This window comes from Streptomyces sp. NPDC006283 (assembly GCF_040613325.1).
Taxonomy (GTDB): domain Bacteria; phylum Actinomycetota; class Actinomycetes; order Streptomycetales; family Streptomycetaceae; genus Streptomyces.
Genome location: NZ_JBEXRZ010000055.1, coordinates 1 through 17196, shown reverse-complemented (window position 1 = coordinate 17196; position 17196 = coordinate 1). Strand labels below are relative to the sequence as shown.

Sequence of the window (17196 nt, the reverse complement as noted above, 5' to 3'; positions counted from 1 at the left end):
GCTCCCCCTCCTCACGTGGCGCTGCGCGTTCGCCGACGACCCGGCCCGGTCAGCCGAGACGGGTCAGCTTGGCGCCGAAGCCGGGCTCCTCGAGGTCCTGCTGGAGGGCGACCGGGGCGCTGACCTTGCCGGCTCCCTCGCCGACGGAGACCTGGCCGACGACCGTGCCCGCCTTCGCCGAGTGCGGGATCGCGCCGCCCTTGCCGGCAATCTCGATCTTCACGTCCAGACCTGCCCAACCGACGGCCTTGAGGTCCTTGGTGGCGACGACCGGGGTACGGCCGCCCAGGCCGTCGTCGACGTGGCCGACGACATCGCCCTTCTTGACGACGGTTGCGGAGGTGACGGCCTCCTGCGCCGGCGGGATCAGCGCGATGCTGTAGTCGATCGCCTTCTCCAGCTTCTGCCACAGCAGAGGAGCGTCCTGCGCACCCATCACTATCCCGACGATGAGGCGGACCTCACCGTCGACGACGGCGTTGGCGGACCAGAGGAGATTGCCGCCGGCAGGAGTGGAGGAACCGGTCTTGATGCCGCCGACGCCGTCCATCATGAGGGCGCGGTCGTTGTTGTTGCGGATGGTTCCGTCGATGCCCGGGATCTCGGCCTGCGTCATGTTGACGATCTCGCGGAACACGTCGTTCTTCATGACCGCCTCGCCCAGCTTGAGCTGGTCCAGCGGGGTGGAGACGGTGCTGGCCTTGAGACCGCTCGGGTCGGTGTAGGTGCTGTTCGTCATCCCGAGGTCCTTGGCGGCGTCGTTCATCTTCTTGACGAACGCCTCCTCGGAACCTGCGTCCCAACGGGCGAGCAGTCGGGCCGCGTTGTTCCCCGACGGGATCATCAGCAGCTGGAGCATCTGCTTCTCGGTGAACTGCTGGCCTTCCTTGATGGGAGCCGTCGACTCGCTCTTCGCCTTCGACTCCTCCTCGGCCTTCTTGTCGACGGTGATCTTCGGGCCGACTTCCTTGCCCTTGATCGGGTGGTCCCTGAGGATCACGTACGCCGTCATGGTCTTTGCGACGCTGGCGATGGGGGCGGGCTTCTGGGCGCCGTACTGGCCGAGGCTGCCCACGCCGACGACCTCGGCGGCCCCCTGACCCTCGGCTGGCCACGGCAGCTCGAGCGGGCCGCCCTCGAAGGTGTAGGTCTCCTTCGCCGAGAGTGTCAGCGACGGCTCCGGAAGCGGACGCACCATCTGCACGACTGCAAAGACGATCAGAAGGAGCAGGACCAGCGGCGTCCAGATCTTGACGCGCCGCACGACCGTGCGGACCGGGGTCTCCGGCGGCGGCGGGGTGTTCGTCAGCTCCGCGAGCAGATCGAGCGGCGGCAGCGGAGGCATCGGCTGCTGCCTGGTCCGCTCGGTCTCGCCGAGAGAGGCAGGCGCCTGTGCGGCGGCCGCCTGCGGCTCGAGCTCGGGCTCGGGCTCGCGGCTCACAGGAGCCCCGGGCGACGTGGGCGGCGTGGGGCGTGCGGGCGGCGTGGAGCGTGCAGGCGGAGTGGGCGGTGTCGGCCGCACGTCGTCACGACGCAGCGGCACGAAGGTGCTCGTGCGCTCGGCGTCGGTCTCCGGCTCGGGGTCCGCCGCGGGCTCGGCCTTGGGCTCGGGCTTCGGCTCGGCCTTGGGCTTGGGAAGCGGTGGCACCTTCAGCGCGGTGGTGGGCTGGTCGACGGCAGGACGACGCAGCGCCTTGAACACCGTGGTGGGCTGATCAACAGCTCGGCCCGCGGCCTCGCCGGGAGTGTCTTCGCTCTTTGCTTCAGCACTGTCCGAGGGGAGGGAGGCGGGGACAGGGGAAGCTTTCTGCGCGCTGACGCCCTCGCTGTCGGCTGCCTCGCCGGAGGGGGCGTCGGCGGAGGAGTCGTCGCCGAGCTCGGCCGATTCGTCCGACTCGTCGGATCCGTCTGACTCGTCGGACTCATCCGATTCATTCGACGTCTGGGCCTTTGACGCCTTTTCAGCGTCCGTTGGTTCGGTCGCGCGGTCCGCGGGCTCGTCCGTCCCGGTCGGGGCGGCGTCCTCCGACGTGACGTCGGCGTCCGCGCCGTCGGTCGGGGCGTCGGTCGGGGCGTCGGTCACGGAGGCTGCGTCCGGCTCCACAGGTGCTTCCTCAGCGGCCGTTCCGTCCGTCTTGGCAGGCGTCCGACTCTCGTCCACCTTCTCGGCCTCTGCCGGGGCCTGTGAGCCCTCCAGCGTCGTCTCGGCGGCATCCGGCTCGTCGGCCGTCGCCACCCACGCGGCAACCGCCGCCCGCAGGCGTGCGTCATTACCCTCGGAGGCAGCGTCCCGCTCGTCCGCGTCGTCCACCGCCGGGGCCTTGAAGACCGCCGTCGGCTGGTCCACGGGAGCCGGGCGCTCCGCGGAGTCGTCCGAGGAGGATGCGTCATGACCGGAGTCACGGCCCTGCGCGGGTGCGTCTGCCCTTGCGGGTGTGCTTCCCTGCGCGGACGCCTCGCCACGCTCCGGGGAGGCCTGGCGGAACACGGCGAGTCGCGGGTCGCGCTCCTCCTGAGTCGTCTCCCCCGACGACTTCCGCTGCTCCGACTTGTCGGGGGACTCGCCCGCCACCGTGCCTCCTCCATGAGTCATGTGCCATGCGCCATGCGTACGTCTTCACGGGCACCCGGAGCCGGCGGTCCGCCGACGGCTCGAGGTGTCCGAACCATCTACCAGTGTCCTGTGTGAGCGCTTGGCTCCCGTGCTAGACGAGAACGACATACCTATCGGTTCCCTAACAAAGCACCCAGGCGCTCTCGACAGACCAATGTGAGAGGGGTCACCCTGTCATTCATCCACGCGGGGAGGCATGGATGGGCAGGAGCCGCAGAACACTTCCGGAGGAGCTTCTGCTGCTCGCTCTGGACCCGGCAACGGGTACCACAGCGCAGCCGCAGTCGCTCGACCTCGGCCTGGCCGGGGCACAGCTAGTAGAGCTGGCTCTGGCAGGACGGATAGCCCCAGACGGGGATCGTATCGCCGTGGTGATGCCACGGCCGACAGGAGATCCGACTCTGGACTCCGCACTGGAACTGCTGCGCAGACGCGGCAGCCCGGTGCGCGCGGTCCACTGGATCGGCGGGCCCCGGCTGGGGCTGCGCCAGATTTACCTCTCGCATCTGGAGCGGTGCGGCATGGTGCATGCCGTGGCGGGCCAGATGTGCGGAGTGCTGCCGACGACTCGCTACCAGGCGACGGACACGGCCATCAGCCGGGACATCAGGGCCCGGCTGGACAGTGCGATCCGCACCGGTGTACCGCCGGACCCGCGGACCGCGGCGCTCGCCGCCCTGGCCCACGCGGTCGGTCTCGGCAAGCACCTGTATCCGGGTAACGAAGGGCGTTCCTCGCGGTCCCGTCTGCGGGACCTCATCAGGCACGACCCCATGGGCGGCCTCGTCGCGCACGCGGTGATGGACGTTCAGAACGGTGTGGCCGCACAGCCGCGCCGCAACCAGGCAGCCGCCCCCGGCGGGCGCCAGCCAGGACCCGTACCGATGCAACCACGCCGCGGCAGCATGGCCGCACGTGTCGCCGCGCACTGAGCGCGCGTCGCCGCACCCCAGCAGTACCGCCGAACAGCAGCACAGCACGACATCGACACCGCACGACCGCACGACCGAACACCCCATCGCAGGACCACCGCACCGACGTCCCCAAGGCCGGTTCGGGAGCCGCAGGTCGAACGCGCGGGGCAGCCACGCCGCTGCCCCGCGCGTTCGTATGTGTAGCGGCCGCGTTCACGTGTGTAGCCATTTGGCAGCGGAGCGACCACCATTGGTGGCAATCTGCTCAGCAGTAGATACGCACAGCTACGCAAGCCGGAGGTGCAGTTTCCGTGGCGTCCAACGTCAATCCCACCGTCAGGAGACGCCGATTGGGGCAGGAGCTGCGCCGGCTCCGGGAGCTGAAGGGCATGACGGCCGAGGAGGTGGCTGAGCGGCTGCTGGTCTCCCAGTCGAAGATCAGCCGTCTCGAGAACGGCCGCCGCTCCATCAGCCAGCGCGACGTCCGTGACCTGTGCGGGGTGTACGAGGTCGAGGACCACCGGATCGTCGACTCGTTGATGCAGATGGCCAAGGACTCCCGCCAGCAGGGCTGGTGGCACGCTTTCGGCGACATCCCGTACAGCGTGTACATCGGTCTGGAGACCGATGCAGCCAGCCTGCGCGTGTACGAGCCGCAGGTCGTCCCCGGGCTGCTGCAGACGCGGCAGTACGCGGAGGCGCTCATCGCGGGAGCGCTGCCCGAGAGCGGAGCGACCGATGTCGAGAAGCGCGTCAGTGTCCGTCTGCGCCGCCAGGAGCGCATCAGGGACACCGAACACCCCCTGCGTCTGTGGGTGGTGATCGACGAGGCGGCGCTGCGCCGACAGGTCGGCGACAAGCAGCTGATGCGCGAACAGCTCGAGCATCTGGTGGAGCTGTCGCAGCAGCCGCACGTCACCGTGCAGGTGCTGCCGTTCGAGATGGGCGCGCATCCGGGCATCAACGGTCAGTACGCGATCCTCGAGTTCCCCGACGCCTCGGACTCGAGCGTCGTCTACATCGAGGGTGTGACCAGCGACCTGTACCTGGAGAAGGCCAACGACGTACAGAAGTACAGCGTGATGTACGAGCATCTACGCGCGCAGGCCCTCAACGTGGAGCAGACACGGCAGTTCATCGCCGACATCGCCAAGATGTACGCCCAGGGCGACCCCGCCTGAGCGGGGGCCGCACGGTACACCAGAGCTCCCGTGCGACGGAAGAGTCGCATGGAATATGCCATCCGGTCGAGTGAACGCCCATCTCACGCGCCCGGCTCGGCGAGTAGCGTCGATCACGCCAGCAAGAACGTTGGCTCAGATCACCCCACTTGCCGGAAGCGGAGCGAACATGGCAATCCTTCAGGGCGCCACGGAGACCTGGACGAAGTCCTCGTACTCCACCGGAAACGGCGCATGCGTAGAGGTCAAATCCCCTGTCGTGCGGGAGATTTCCGTGCGGGACTCGAAAGTCACCGCAGGTCCGACGATCACCTTCGTGCCCGAGTCGTGGAATGCGTTCGTGAACGAAGTGGGCGAGGGCGCGTTCGGGCGCGGCTGAGCGCGTCGGGAAGCGCGTCGGGACCCGCAGCATACGAACGACACGCAGCAACGACTCGCACCAGCGAGCTGCGCGCAACAAGCGACGAGCAAGAGCAAGAGACAGTACCGAGGGCCCTCTCGACTGGTTCGCCGTCCCGGCCGAGGGGGCTCGGCCATGGTGGGACGGCCCCCACCGTGGTTCCGGCGTCGGCCCGGCTCAGCGCAGCCGGTCGACGTAGCGGTCGGTCCCGGGAACGGTCGGCACGAACGGCGCCACCAGCTCGACCCTCCCCAGCCCCGACTCGGCGACCGTCACGTCGAGTCCGGTGAACTCGGGCTCCCACCGCTCGCGCGGGTCCGCCTCGAGGAACCAGAGCAGCGTCAGTCGGCAGTCCACGCCCTCGACCTGCTTCACGTACGTCATCCGGTCACCCGGCAGCGGTGTCGGCCTGAAAACGGTCACCATCGCGGCGCACGAGCCCATGAGCCTCCTGGGCAGGTGCTTCGCGCGGAGCCACTCCAGCAGTTCCGCCCGCTGCGCCGGGCCGTCCGCGTCGATGACCTGCAGTACGAGGCCGGCGTAGGGGTGGTCCAGTGCGTGCCGGTCGCGGGGGCCGGCGGCTCCGTCGCGGTAGACCGTGGCCTCGTGGTCCTGAAAGGCCGTGAAGACGTGCGTACGCTGCTGGTGCACGCGGCCGTCGCGGTTGAGGCGCTTGTTGATGGCGACGGTCCACTTCATGTGGTCGGCGTACCGGCCCTCGGTGATCCAGTACGTCGAGAGGTAGCACCCGGCGGTCACGGGCTGCGCCACGGCTGACTTCTCGGGGTAGCGCAGCAGTTGGAGATCCCTGGTCGCCACCCAGCGGCGGCCCGCGAAGATCCAGGGCATCGCCGTCGCGCCCGCGTAGTAGTGGTCGTCTTCGTACCACCGGTTGTACGCGTACTCGTGGCCGGGATGCGGTTCGACCATGGTGATCAGCGCGTGGCCCGGGCGGACCCCGTACGGGCCGACGGCGGCCAGCTCGGCGTACACCTCGCTGCGCGTACCCTCGCCCTGCGTGCCGTCGTTGCGCGTGCCGTCATTGCGCGTGCCGTCGTTGCGCATTTCCTCTTTGCGCGTGTCCTCGCTCATGGCGTTCCCCTTCCTTCCTCCGGCGGACGGACCTACTCTGACGCTCCGTCAGATAATGCGCCAGCCTCGGGAGGCACGGGGATGTTGCTTCGGGACAAGACCGTCATCGTGTCCGGCGTCGGCGCCGGACTGGGGCACCAGGTCGCGGCGGCCGTCGTCGAGGACGGCGGCAACGCCGTCCTGGGCGCGCGCACGGAGGCGAACCTCGCCAAGTCGGCCGGCGAGATCGACCCCGGCGGCAGGCGCACCGCGTACCGGGCCACCGACATCACCGACGAGACGCAGTGCGAGGCACTGGCGGCCCTCGCGCTGGAGCGCTTCGGGCGGATCGACGCCGTCGTTCACGTCGCCGCGTGGGACAGCTGCTTCGGCGGCCTCGAGGACGCGGACTTCACGACCTGGCAGGGCGTTCTGGACGTGAATCTGCTCGGCACGCTACGGATGACGCGGGCGTGCCTGCCGGGACTCAAGGAGGGGGGCGGCTCGGTCGTGATCATCGGAACCCAGTCGGCGGTGGCCGCGCCCTCGCAGGTGCAGCAGGCGGCGTACGCGGCGTCCAAGGGGGCGCTCACGTCCGCGATGTACTCGCTGGCGAGGGAGTTGGGCCCTCACCGGATCCGGGTGAACACGGTCCTGCCAGGCTGGATGTGGGGGCCGCCGGTGCAGGCGTATGTCCAGTTCAGCGCCCTCACCGAAGGGGCGCCGGAGAGCGAGGTGCTCGAGCGGCTCACCGAGCGGATGGCGCTGCCGGAGCTGGCGACGGATCAGGACGTGGCGCAGGCAGCCACTTTCCTTGCCTCCGACCGTGCCAGGTCGATCACGGGCCAGTCGCTGCTCGTCAACGCGGGCGAGTTGATGCGGTGATGCGGTGATGCGGTAACGATCACCGCTCCCCGCGAGCCGGCTGCCGTCCGGTCGCCGCGCGCCGCGCGCCGACCACCTCGGGTCGCACGGACACATATCCCGTGCGACCCCTTTTTCACCCTTCTGGTGTTCACAGATAGGAACAGAGGTCAAAAAGCCGAACGATTTTGCTCGCTCTTGACCTTCCAGTCCGTTGTCGTGCCACCTTGCCGCGCCACACCATGAACGGCGTTCACAAGACGGACCGGACCCCTGGAGGGGGCATGAACAGTCTCGACTGGGCCGTACTCATCGGCTATTTCGGAGTGATGGTCGCGATCGGCGTCTGGTCCCACAAGCGCGTGGACAACGTCAGCGACTTCTTCACGGCCGGCGGCAAGATGCCCTGGTGGCTCTCCGGCATCTCACACCACATGTCGGGCTACAGCGCCGTGATGTTCACCGGCTACGCGGCCATCGCCTACACCTACGGCGTCACCTCGTACGTCACCTGGTCCTTCCCCATCGCCATCGGTATCGCGATCGGCGCCAAGGTGTTCGCTCCCCGGCTCAACCGAGTGCGGGCACGGCTGCACGTCTCCTCGCCGCTCGAGTACCTGAAGAACCGCTACAACCTGCCGACGCAGCAGGCGCTCGCCTGGTCCGGCGTACTGCTGAAGATCGTCGATGTCGGCGCGAAGTGGGCGGCCATCGCCACGCTGCTCTCCGTCTTCACCGGCGTCTCCCTCAACATGGGCATCCTGATCACCGGTGCGGTCACGGCCGTCTACTGCACCGTCGGCGGTCTGTGGGCCGACGCCCTGACCGAACTCGGCCAGTTCATCATCCAGTTCGTCGCCGGCATCGCGATGCTCGTCGCCGTCATGGCCGAACTGGGCGGCTTCAGCAGTCTGTGGACCGTGTGGGACGAGCCGAAGCTGGCCGGCCACGCGGAGCCGCTGGCCGGCCCGTACATGATGGTGTTCCTGATCGCTTATCTCTTCATCAAGACCTTCGAGTACAACGGCGGCATGTGGAACCAGGCCCAGCGCTACATGGCCACCGACTCCGCGAAGTCCGCGCAGCGATCGGGTGTGCTGTCCGCGGTGCTGTGGCTGGTCTGGCCGGCGGTGCTGTTCTTCCCCATGTGGGTCGCGCCGCTGCTCATCGAGACGGACACGCCCTCCGACAGCTACGCGCTGATGGCGGAGCAGCTGCTCCCGCACGGCCTGCTCGGCCTGGTCATCGTCGGCTTCTTCTCCCACACGATGGCCATGTGCTCGTCCGACGCCAACGCCATCGCCGCGGTCGTCACCCGCGACATCATGCCCGCCCTGTCCCGCAAGGTCCGCGAGTGGGACACCCGCGCCGGGCTGCTCGCGGCGCGCTGGACGACGCTGCTCTTCCTCGGCCTGTCGATGGCGATCGCGACGCAGGTCAACTCGCCGTTCTTCGGCGACATCATCACCGTCGTCATCAAGTGGGTCGCCGGGCTGATGGGTCCGATCGCGATCCCGCTGATGCTCGGCCTGCTCCCCTGGTTCCGCAAGAGCGGCCCGACCGCGGCACTGCTCAGCTGGGCCGTCGGTCTGGTGACCTTCTGGCTGGTCAACTACCCGATCAGCTGGAACGTGGAAGGCGGTGTGCCGCTGCAGTACCAGATCTCGGTGCCGCTGGCCGTGTCCCTCGTCCTCTACATCGTGATCGGCTGGATCAAGCCGGAGGACACGCCGGAGCGCGACGAGGTCCTGGCGAAGATCAACGGCGACGACGAGGGCGGCTCCGGCTCGGACGCGGTGGGTCCGCTCCCGGCCCCGGCCGCCCGCGAGACCACCGGTCTCTGACGGACCGCCCCGGTGCGCCCGGTCGTCCCGCAGCGCGGGCCGGTCGGGCGCACCTGCACGGGGGCGCGAGCTCACCGGCCGGACGACAGGGTGCCCGGTCGGACGCACCGGTGTGAGTGCGCGAGCTCATCGGCCGGGCACGGGGCCCACCGGCGGCACGGGGCCTACCGGCCGGGCACGGGGCGCATCGGCCGGGCGCGGTGCGCATCGGCCGGGCGCGGGGCGCATCGGCCGGGCGCGTGTGCGTCAGGCCAGTTCGGCCGCCGCACGCGGGTAGCGCTGCACCCAGCCCGGCGCCGTCGCCGTCGGGCTGTGCAGCGCCGGGCCCTGGGTCATCTCCATGGCGAAGTCGTCCGCGATCTCCAGCAGCGTCGGGCGACCCTCCAGCTCGCACAGCCAGGCCGGCGGCAGCGCCGTCTCCCCGTGCAGCGCGCCCAGCAGCGCGCCGCACACCGCGCCGGTCACCTCGGAGGGGCCGTCGTGGTTGACGGCGAGACGCAGCCCGTGCCGGATGTCCTCACCGACGAGCGCGCAGTAGACGGCGATCGCGAGGGCTTCCTCCGCAAGGTGGGCCTCTCCGACGGCGGCGACCCTCGCGGCGCTCGGGATTCCCTGGCGTACGGCCCCCAGCGCCTGCTTGAGCGCGTCGGTGACGGGCTGGTGGCCGGGCCGGGAGGCCAGTTGCGCGAGGGCACGCTGCACCGAGCCGTCCAGCGTCTCGCCGCGGGCCAGGCCGTGCACGATGACCGCGAACGCGCCCGCCGACAGATAGGCGGTCGGGTGCCCGTGGGTCTGCGCCGCGCACTCGACGGCGAGCTGGCACACCAACTGCGGCTCCCAGCCGACGAGCAGCCCGAACGGCGCCGACCGCACGAGGGCGCCGGCGTCGCGGGCCGTGGGGTTCTTCGGAGCTTGGAGGGTGCCCATGTTCTCGTCACCGAGACCGGTGACGGTGTCGCGGGACGGGTTGCGGCGGCTGTAGAGCCACTCCTCACGGGCCAGCCAGCCGTTGTCCTTGCGGCGCTCGTCGGGACCCCAGTCGCGCTGGGTGGCCGCCCACCTCAGATAGGCGCGGTGCACGTCGGTCGGCGGATGCCAGGCGCCGGTGTCGCGGCGGACCTGCGCCCGTATCAGTCCGTCGACGGTGAAGAGCGTCAGCTGGGTGGCGGCCGTGACGGCGCCGCGGCGGCCGTTGACGGGTGTGAGGTCCATCAGCCCGTCGGGGCCGTGGGCGGTACGGATCTCCTCGAGGGTCAGGCCTCCGACACCGGCGCCGAGCGCGTCGCCGATGGCGCCGCCGAGCAGGGCGCCGCGCACCCTGGCACGGAAGTCCTGCTGCTCGGCACGGCCCCACACGGCTGTGGCTGCTGTGCTCACCGCGCTCCTCCCCCGACGTCGTCGAACGAACCCTGCCCGGCGCAGCACTGTAATCGAACGGGAGCGACCGATTCAGAGCGCGCGTAGGGTTCGCGCGGGTATGTGGCCAAACCCGCTGGAGGTCACTTTTGGCCGCACGACCGACCACGCGGGCCGGTCACGACAGACGCCGGCACCGGCGGCGTGCGGGCCGAGCGAGCCGGTCACCACGGACGCCCGCACCGGCGGAGTGCGAGCCGAGCGGGCCGGTCATGGGACCGCCCGCGCCGGTCCAGCCCCTCGCACCGCCCAGTCCAGCAGCGGCGGGAGCAGCTCCGGCAGGACTGCCCGGTCAGTCCGTCAGTCCGTCAGTCCGGCCAGTCCGGTCAGTCCGGTCAGTCCGGTCAGTCGGTCAGTCCGGTCAGTCGGTCAGTCCGGCAGCAGCGGGAGCAGCTCCGGCAGATGTCCGTCGGACGCGCTCGCCGCCTGCTGCCGTTCCGCCGGAACCTCCCCGTACAGGGTCGTACGCGGCCTGGACGGCCGGCCGGCGGCCTCCGCGATGGCGGTCAGGTCGTGGACGGAGCGGTACGAGCCATAACTCGATCCCGCCATACGGGAGATGGTCTCCTCCATCAGAGTGCCGCCGAGGTCGTTGGCCCCGGAGCGGAGCATCTCCGCCGCACCCTCCGCGCCCAGCTTGACCCAGCTTGTCTGGATGTTGGTGATGTGCGGATGGAGCAGGATGCGGGCCATCGCCGTGACGGCCCTGTTGTCGCGGGTCGTCGGCCCGGGCCGGGCGATCCCCGCCAGGTACACGGGTGCGTTGGTGTGGATGAACGGCAGGGTCACGAACTCGGTGAAGCCGCCGGTCTCCTGCTGGATCCGGGCGAGGGTGCGGAAGTGGCCGAGCCAGTGCCGGGGCTGGTCGACATGCCCGTACATCATGGTGGACGACGAGCGGATGCCGAGCTCGTGCGCCGTCTTCACGACCTCGATCCAGGTCGCCGTGGGCAGCTTGCCCTTGGTGAGGACCCAGCGGACCTCGTCGTCGAGGATCTCGGCGGCGGTGCCGGGAATCGAGTCGAGTCCCGCCTCCTTCGCCGCCGTCAGCCACTCCCGGATCGACATGCCGGTGCGGCTGGCTCCGTTGACGACCTCCATCGGCGAGAAGGCGTGCACATGCATGCCGGGGACGCGTTCCTTGACGGCCCGGGCGATGTCGAAGTACGCGGTACCGGGCAGGTCGGGGTGGATGCCGCCCTGCATGCACACCTCGACGGCGCCCACGTCCCACGCCTGCTCGGCGCGGTCGGCGACCTGGCTCAGCGACAGGGTGTACGCGTCGGCGTCCGTACGCCGCTGGGCGAAGGCGCAGAAACGGCAGCCGGTGTAGCAGACGTTGGTGAAGTTGATGTTCCGCGTGACGATGTACGTGACGTCGTCGCCGACGACCGAGCGGCGGAGCTCGTCGGCGATGCGGGTGAGCGCGTCGAGGGCGGGCCCGTCGGCGTGCAGGAGCGCCAGGGCCTCGTCGTCGGTGAGCTTCGTCGGGTCGTCGGCGGCCTGCCCGAGCGCCTGCCGCACGTCCGTGTCGATACGCTGCGGCACCATGCCGGGAGCGGCGGCCTCGCGCAAGGCGTCCCAGTCGCCGTAGACGGCGTCGAAGTCGTCACGGCGGTCGTGCGTGCGGCCCTCGGTGTCGATGGTCCGGTGCAGGTCGGTCCGCCCGGTGGCGGTGAACCCCTCGTCGGGCTCCTGCCACGGCAGCCCCGTGGGGAGCTCGTCCGGGGCGGCGAGGCCGGTCTCCGGGTCGGCCAGCGCCCGTACGTGCGGCAGCAGCCGCGGGTCGAGCCACGGCTCGCCGCGCTGCACGAACTCCGGGTACACGCAGAGCCGTTCGCGCAGTTCGAAGCCCTCAGCCGCCGATTTCTCCGCGAGCTCGTCGATCTGCGGCCAGGGCCGCTCGGGGTTGACGTGGTCGGGGGTCAGGGGTGACACGCCACCCCAGTCGTCGATGCCGGCGCGGATCAGGCGCGCGTACTCGGCGTCCACCAGGTTCGGCGGGGCCTGGAGGCAGGCGGAGGGCCCCATGATGTGCCGGGCGACGGCAACGGTCGCGACGAGCTCGTCCAGCTCGGCGTCCGGCATACCGCGCATGGCCGTGTCCGGCTTGGCACGGAAGTTCTGCAGGATCAGCTCCTGGATGCCGTGGTACGCACGGGAGATGCGGCGCAGCGCGAACAGCGACTCGGCACGCTCCTCGTACGTCTCGCCGATCCCGATCAGCAGCCCGCTGGTGAACGGCACGTTCGTCCGCCCGGCGTCCTCGAGCACCCGCAGCCGGACGGCCGGCTCCTTGTCGGGCGAACCGTGGTGCGGCCCGCCGGGCTCGCTCCACAGCCGGGTCGCCGTCGTCTCCAGCATCATGCCCATGGACGGCGCGACGGGCTTCAGCCGCTGGAAGTCGGTCCACGACATGACCCCGGGATTGAGGTGGGGCAGCAGCCCGGTCTCCTCCAGGATCCGGATCGCCATGGCCCGCACGTACGCGATCGTGTCGTCGTACCCGTGGGCGTCGAGCCACTCCCGGGCCTCCGGCCAGCGGTCCTCCGGCTTGTCCCCGAGCGTGATCAGCGCTTCCTTGCAACCCGTCTCCGCGCCACGCCGGGCGATCTGGAGGACCTCGTCCGGGGACATGAACATCCCATGGCCCGCGCGGCGCAGCTTGCCGGGCACGGTGGCGAAGGTGCAGTAGTGGCACTTGTCGCGGCACAGCCGGGTGAGCGGAATGAAGACGCTCTTCGAGTACGTGATGATCCCGGCCCGCCCGGCGGCCTCGAGCCCCGCGTCCCGCACGCGGCCGGCGGACGCGGCGAGATCCTCCAGGTCGCTGCCCCTGGCCTGCAACAGCACGGCGGCCTCGGCCACATCGAGGGCGACCCCGTCCCTCGCCCGCTTGAGCGCACGCCGCATGGCGTTCTCGGTGGGCCGTGCTGCGTGCTGTCCGCCCTGGTGATCGGTCATGCGTCGAGCATACGAGCGCCCGCGGACAACCGGGCCGGGGCGGTGGCCGGGACCGGCTCACCCTCGCCGGGCTTCGACGGCAGCGACGTGACGGCGGGCCGCCACCCGCCGACGCTGCGACCCGCATCCGGCTGACGCCCCACGCTCTAGTCTGGTGCGGGCCCCTTGGAGGACACCGTGAGCAGCATGACCCCCAAGCAGATCGAGCGTATGCGCGAGGTCGTCGCGCACCTCTCCGGCTGCGCGGAGCATCTCGAAAAGGGCTGGAAGGTGGAGACGTCCGAGGGCGAGGTGAAGCTCGTCACGTTGCCGACACTCCGGTGGAGGGCGCGTTCAGCTTGAACCACGAGTGGCAACTCGTCGACGTCCCAAAGGCGGACGCCCTCCCGGCGCTGCGTGGGCTGCGCGACCACCTGAAGTCCAAGGGCTGGGAGATCGTGTCCTTCGACCCCTCCCCTTCCGGCGACAACTGGACGCTGCGCACGAAGCGCGAAGGCGAAGGCCGCATGGTCTTCGACTGGTACGAGGACGGCGACCGCTTCAACGGCGGCGCCCACGCGGAATGCGCCTACGACCCGTCGCGGAAGACGGGAGACACAACGCTGACGAGTGACATGACGGCGGGCATCGACGCGCCGGCACTGGGGCCGCGAGCGGGGCGGTGATCCAGCGTTGCGGCGGCACGCGCAGCGCCAAAGTTGTTCCGCACCGAGCAGTCAAAGTGGGCATCACACATCGGGCAGCCTGTCCGTCAGCCGATCGGTTACTGGACGCTGAGCACCAGGCGGTCGGCCGGCGCGCCGTTCTTCTGAGAGCACCTGCCACAGAACGCCGATCAGGGCGGCGTCGCCCTTCCACTGGTCGACGACTTCAAGAAATCCGGCGAGCAGCTTGGAGTGCGGGCCCAGCCGCCCTGCTTGGCGATCACGATCTGGTCGTCGCCCTTGAGGCGGGAGGACGTCGCGAGTCCGCGGCGGGGCGAGTGTCCGGTGAAGCAGATCTCGAATTTCAGCGACAGCTGAGCCCTGACGCGCGTACGAATGGCCACGAGATTCGACGGCACGGTGCTCACGCAGTTGGTCGGGTGCCATGATCAATGGGCGGCCTCGTACCCCGGCACGCCTACCGGCGACCCAGGGCCGCACCACGACGGCAAACCGAAGGAAGGGAACTGGCGTGCGCAGACTCGTCCACTACATCGCCACCACTCTCGATGGCTTCATCGCGGGCCCGGACGGCGCGGACCCCACGGGTCCGAACGGCTTCTGGCCCATACCGGAGGACTACATCCAGCACCTCGTGGCCGAGTACCCGGAGACGCTGCCCGTCCAGGCTCGGCAGGCACTGTCCGTCACGGCGGAGGGCACCCACTTCGACACTGTGCTCGAGGGGCGGCGGAGCTACGAGATCGGTCTTGCGGCCGGCATCACCGACGCCTACCCCCACCTGCGTCACCTGGTGTTCTCCCGGACACTGACCGAGAGCCCGGACCGGGAAGTCGAACTGGTCGCCGACGACCCGGTGGCGACCGTGCGGGAGCTCAAGCAGCAGGACGGCAAGGACATCTGGCTGATCGGCGGCGCCGAGCTGGCGGGCTCCCTGTACGCCGAGATCGACACGCTGATCCTCAAGATCGGCCCGCTGACCATTGGCGACGGGATCCCGCTGTTCTCCCGCAAGGCCGCTTTCGATCCTCGCACCTGGACACTCGCCGACCACACCGTCCTCAAGAGCGGCGCGGTGTTTCTCACCTACACGCGCGTTAACGGCTGAGCCCTCCCGGCGGGCGGCGCTTGTCCGGGGCCGGGCGCACGGACGCGCTCAGCGGGTCACGCAAGCGCCGCCGTGGCCGCAAGCCTGGCCGTGGACGGCTGCAAGTAAATGCGGCTGGGGGACCCGAGCCGGCCGCGTGCGGCTCGACTCGACTGGCGTATATGCCACTACGTCGCGCAAGCTCAGGGTGACGGAACACAACGCTGACGAGCGACGTCACGGCGGCATCGACGCGCCGACCCTGGGGCCGCGGGGCAGGGCGGTGACCAGGCAGCAACGCCCGCACGCGTGGCGCCGGATGCGCCAGCTTGCCCAGTTTTGATCGTTGCTGGTGAGAAGTCGCCCGTGAAAGCATCTCCGGGTGAGTGACAACGGGGATGGGATTTCGAGGCCTGACCGCCTCTCGAGGCTTGCGGAGTTGGCCGATTGGCCTGCGGCGGAGGCGCCTCAGGCCACGCCGGCGCCGTCCGAGCCTGCTTCCCCCAGTGCTGTGCCAGTGGATGAGGTCGCGGTGGCGCGGCGTCGGTTTGCGGTGTTGCTGGGGGAATTTCGGCGTGCGGCGGTGCTGGTGCCGTTCGATGCGCACGGGAGTCTGTGGACGGCGGATTTCAACGGGGTGCGGTGGATCTGTGCGTTCTCGGACGAGGAGGCGTTGGCCCGGTTCGCGCGGGCGCAGGGGGATGCGGAGCGGGAGTGGGAATACCGCACGGTGTTGGGTGCGCGGTTGCTGGATGTGATGGTGCCGATGCTGCCGGAGCCTGCGGGGGTTGCGCTGGATGCGGGCAGCGAAGAGGGCATGTTGTTTCCGCCGGTGGTGGGTGTGGTGCCGGATGCGGTGGCGGTTGATCTCGGGGGGATGCAGTGAGCGGGGAGAAGGCTGATCTTGCGGCGCCGCCGGCGGCGTTGGCGGCGATCGCGGTGGGGATCAATCTGGCGCATGCGGAGCTGAAGGAGCTCGGCATGATCGGCCAGGCGTCGACCGGGCGGGGGTTTTCGGGTCTGGCCCTGTCCGGGCTGGAGTTGGGGCACGGCGGTTTGACGGCGGAGTTCGAGACGTTCTGCAACCGGTGGGAGTGGGGGGTGCGGGCGCTGACGCTGCGCGGGAACGCTTTCGCGCAGGGGGTGGGCCTGTCGGCGGGTTCGTTCGCGGAGCAGGAGCAGTACATCAAGGACACGATCAAGATCGGCGTGAACTCGGTGAACGGTAATCCGCATCTGTCGGAGGACGAGGTCAAGCAGATGCGCTGGGACACGATCCGTGACCAGCATGCGTGGGACAACGCGGACTGGAGCAAGGAGTCGTTCTCCCAGGCGCACACCGAGGTGAAGCAGACCTGGGCGGACACCACGTATGACGTGATGGACGCGCAGAACGACGCGTTGGAGCGCGCCGGTGTGATCGATCCGTCGGTGCGGGAGAGGTTGGACGCGCAGTTGCGTGAGGATCTGGATCCGTCACAGGAGACGGTGGATCTGGGGGAGCAGCCGCGTTGGGGGGAGAGCGGCTGATGGTGGACTGGGGCGGGCTGGCCGACAAGGCTGTCGACAAGTTCAGCGACGGTGTCGACACGGTCAAGGAGAAGGTCGGTGAGGGTGTCGACTATGTGACCGACAAGGCCGGCGAAGGCTTGCGGCACTACGGTCATGACGGTTTGGCGGAGGTGGTCGAGGACTGGGGGGACGAGACCGCGTCCTCGCTCGGTGCCGAGGTCGGTGAGCAGCAGCTCGGGCAGAGTGAGGAGGCCAATGAGCTGATTCACGGTCGTCCGACGGAGATCGCCGCGACGGTGAAGAACCTGCGGGACTTCCAGTTGGCGTTCGACCTCGTCGGCGCCGGGATGAAACGGCTGGATTCCGGTCACTGGAAGGGCGAGGCCGCTGAAACGTTTAGGGAGAAGTTCCAGACGCTGCCCACGGACTGGCTGCGGGCGGCGGACGCGTTCGAGGATGCCGCCAAGGCACTGGAAACCTTTTCCAAGGCGGTGGTGAGCGCGCAGGGCAAGGCCCGCGAGGCGATCGCCCTGCACAAGGAGGGCACCAAGGACTCCAAGGCGGCCGTCGACGCGTTCAACAAGAAGGTCGACGCCTACAACGCCGCACTCAGCGGCGACAAGCCGCTGCCCCACCCCGGTGAGTTCTCCGACCCGGGCAAGGC

General features: G+C 69.6%; 16 protein-coding genes. 11 read left to right on the top strand and 5 right to left on the bottom strand.

Annotated elements, in window-relative coordinates; genetic code table 11:
- Positions 1-49 precede the first annotated feature (49 nt).
- Positions 50-2593, bottom strand: coding sequence for a serine hydrolase (locus ABZ070_RS14455; RefSeq protein WP_356633543.1), 2544 nt, complete (start codon positions 2591-2593; stop codon positions 50-52).
- A 221-nt stretch (positions 2594-2814) separates the two neighbouring features.
- Here ABZ070_RS14455 and ABZ070_RS14450 point away from each other — a divergent pair, with 221 nt between their 5' ends.
- From ABZ070_RS14450 to ABZ070_RS14440, 3 genes are all read left to right on the top strand, one after another.
- The gene (locus ABZ070_RS14450; protein WP_356633541.1) at positions 2815-3546 is read left to right on the top strand and encodes a GPP34 family phosphoprotein; all 732 of its coding nucleotides are present in this window, start codon (positions 2815-2817) and stop codon (positions 3544-3546) included.
- A 293-nt stretch (positions 3547-3839) separates the two neighbouring features.
- Positions 3840-4709 (top strand): helix-turn-helix transcriptional regulator, encoded by an 870-nt coding sequence (locus ABZ070_RS14445; RefSeq protein ID WP_356633539.1) that lies wholly within the window; start codon positions 3840-3842, stop codon positions 4707-4709.
- A gap of 169 nt (positions 4710-4878) precedes the next feature.
- Positions 4879-5088: a DUF397 domain-containing protein gene (locus tag ABZ070_RS14440; protein ID WP_356633537.1), complete on the top strand. Its 210-nt coding sequence runs from the start codon at positions 4879-4881 to the stop codon at positions 5086-5088.
- Between the two features lie 198 nt (positions 5089-5286).
- Here the strand turns inward: ABZ070_RS14440 and ABZ070_RS14435 are convergent, their stop codons facing one another.
- Positions 5287-6174: a hypothetical protein gene (locus tag ABZ070_RS14435; protein WP_356633583.1), complete on the bottom strand. Its 888-nt coding sequence runs from the start codon at positions 6172-6174 to the stop codon at positions 5287-5289.
- A gap of 108 nt (positions 6175-6282) precedes the next feature.
- Here ABZ070_RS14435 and ABZ070_RS14430 point away from each other — a divergent pair, with 108 nt between their 5' ends.
- Together ABZ070_RS14430 and ABZ070_RS14425 are read left to right on the top strand one after the other, a co-directional pair.
- Positions 6283-7065, top strand: coding sequence for an SDR family oxidoreductase (locus ABZ070_RS14430; RefSeq protein WP_356633535.1), 783 nt, complete (start codon positions 6283-6285; stop codon positions 7063-7065).
- 263 nt (positions 7066-7328) lie between these two features.
- The gene (locus tag ABZ070_RS14425; protein WP_356633533.1) at positions 7329-8888 is read left to right on the top strand and encodes a sodium:solute symporter family protein; all 1560 of its coding nucleotides are present in this window, start codon (positions 7329-7331) and stop codon (positions 8886-8888) included.
- A gap of 246 nt (positions 8889-9134) precedes the next feature.
- Here ABZ070_RS14425 and ABZ070_RS14420 read toward each other — a convergent pair whose 3' ends face one another.
- Complete coding sequence (locus ABZ070_RS14420) at positions 9135-10265, bottom strand: ADP-ribosylglycohydrolase family protein (protein WP_356633531.1); 1131 nt, start codon at positions 10263-10265, stop codon at positions 9135-9137.
- Between the two features lie 408 nt (positions 10266-10673).
- On the bottom strand, positions 10674-13268 hold the full coding sequence (locus ABZ070_RS14415; protein ID WP_356633529.1) for a bifunctional FO biosynthesis protein CofGH: 2595 nt from the start codon (positions 13266-13268) through the stop codon (positions 10674-10676).
- Positions 13269-13445: 177 nt separating this feature from the next.
- Here ABZ070_RS14415 and ABZ070_RS14410 point away from each other — a divergent pair, with 177 nt between their 5' ends.
- Together ABZ070_RS14410 and ABZ070_RS14405 are read left to right on the top strand one after the other, a co-directional pair.
- A complete protein-coding gene (locus tag ABZ070_RS14410) occupies positions 13446-13610 on the top strand; it encodes a hypothetical protein (protein WP_356633527.1) in 165 nt (54 codons plus the stop codon).
- Positions 13607-13933 (top strand): hypothetical protein, encoded by a 327-nt coding sequence (locus ABZ070_RS14405; protein WP_356633525.1) that lies wholly within the window; start codon positions 13607-13609, stop codon positions 13931-13933. Before ABZ070_RS14410 ends, ABZ070_RS14405 begins: the two co-directional genes overlap by 4 nt.
- Positions 13934-14103: 170 nt before the next feature.
- On the opposite strand, the gene ABZ070_RS14400 is transcribed toward ABZ070_RS14405, so the two are convergent.
- Positions 14104-14316 (bottom strand): hypothetical protein, encoded by a 213-nt coding sequence (locus tag ABZ070_RS14400; RefSeq protein ID WP_356633523.1) that lies wholly within the window; start codon positions 14314-14316, stop codon positions 14104-14106.
- A gap of 128 nt (positions 14317-14444) precedes the next feature.
- Here ABZ070_RS14400 and ABZ070_RS14395 point away from each other — a divergent pair, with 128 nt between their 5' ends.
- From ABZ070_RS14395 to ABZ070_RS14380, 4 genes are all read left to right on the top strand, one after another.
- Positions 14445-15041 carry a dihydrofolate reductase family protein gene (locus ABZ070_RS14395; RefSeq protein WP_356633521.1) on the top strand — a complete coding sequence of 199 codons (597 nt, stop codon included), beginning with the start codon at positions 14445-14447 and terminating at the stop codon, positions 15039-15041.
- A 361-nt stretch (positions 15042-15402) separates the two neighbouring features.
- The gene (locus ABZ070_RS14390; protein WP_356633519.1) at positions 15403-15906 is read left to right on the top strand and encodes an SseB family protein; all 504 of its coding nucleotides are present in this window, start codon (positions 15403-15405) and stop codon (positions 15904-15906) included.
- Positions 15903-16550, top strand: coding sequence for a hypothetical protein (locus ABZ070_RS14385; RefSeq protein WP_356633517.1), 648 nt, complete (start codon positions 15903-15905; stop codon positions 16548-16550). The genes ABZ070_RS14390 and ABZ070_RS14385 overlap by 4 nt, the downstream gene beginning before the upstream one ends.
- The coding region (locus ABZ070_RS14380) for a putative T7SS-secreted protein (protein ID WP_356633515.1) at positions 16550-17196 on the top strand (647 nt) is incomplete at its 3' end. The genes ABZ070_RS14385 and ABZ070_RS14380, both read left to right, overlap by 1 nt.

Excerpts from the sequence above, each read along its gene's own strand:
- ABZ070_RS14450 (WP_356633541.1), top strand. The coding sequence starts at position 2,815 with ATGGGCAGGAGCCGCAGAACACTTCCGGAGGAGCTTCTGCTGCTCGCT.
- ABZ070_RS14425 (WP_356633533.1), top strand. The coding sequence starts at position 7,329 with ATGAACAGTCTCGACTGGGCCGTACTCATCGGCTATTTCGGAGTGATG.
- ABZ070_RS14415 (WP_356633529.1), bottom strand. The coding sequence starts at position 13,268 with ATGACCGATCACCAGGGCGGACAGCACGCAGCACGGCCCACCGAGAAC.
- ABZ070_RS14430 (WP_356633535.1), top strand. The coding sequence starts at position 6,283 with ATGTTGCTTCGGGACAAGACCGTCATCGTGTCCGGCGTCGGCGCCGGA.
- ABZ070_RS14435 (WP_356633583.1), bottom strand. The coding sequence starts at position 6,174 with ATGCGCAACGACGGCACGCGCAATGACGGCACGCGCAACGACGGCACG.
- ABZ070_RS14440 (WP_356633537.1), top strand. The coding sequence starts at position 4,879 with ATGGCAATCCTTCAGGGCGCCACGGAGACCTGGACGAAGTCCTCGTAC.
- ABZ070_RS14455 (WP_356633543.1), bottom strand. The coding sequence starts at position 2,593 with ATGACTCATGGAGGAGGCACGGTGGCGGGCGAGTCCCCCGACAAGTCG.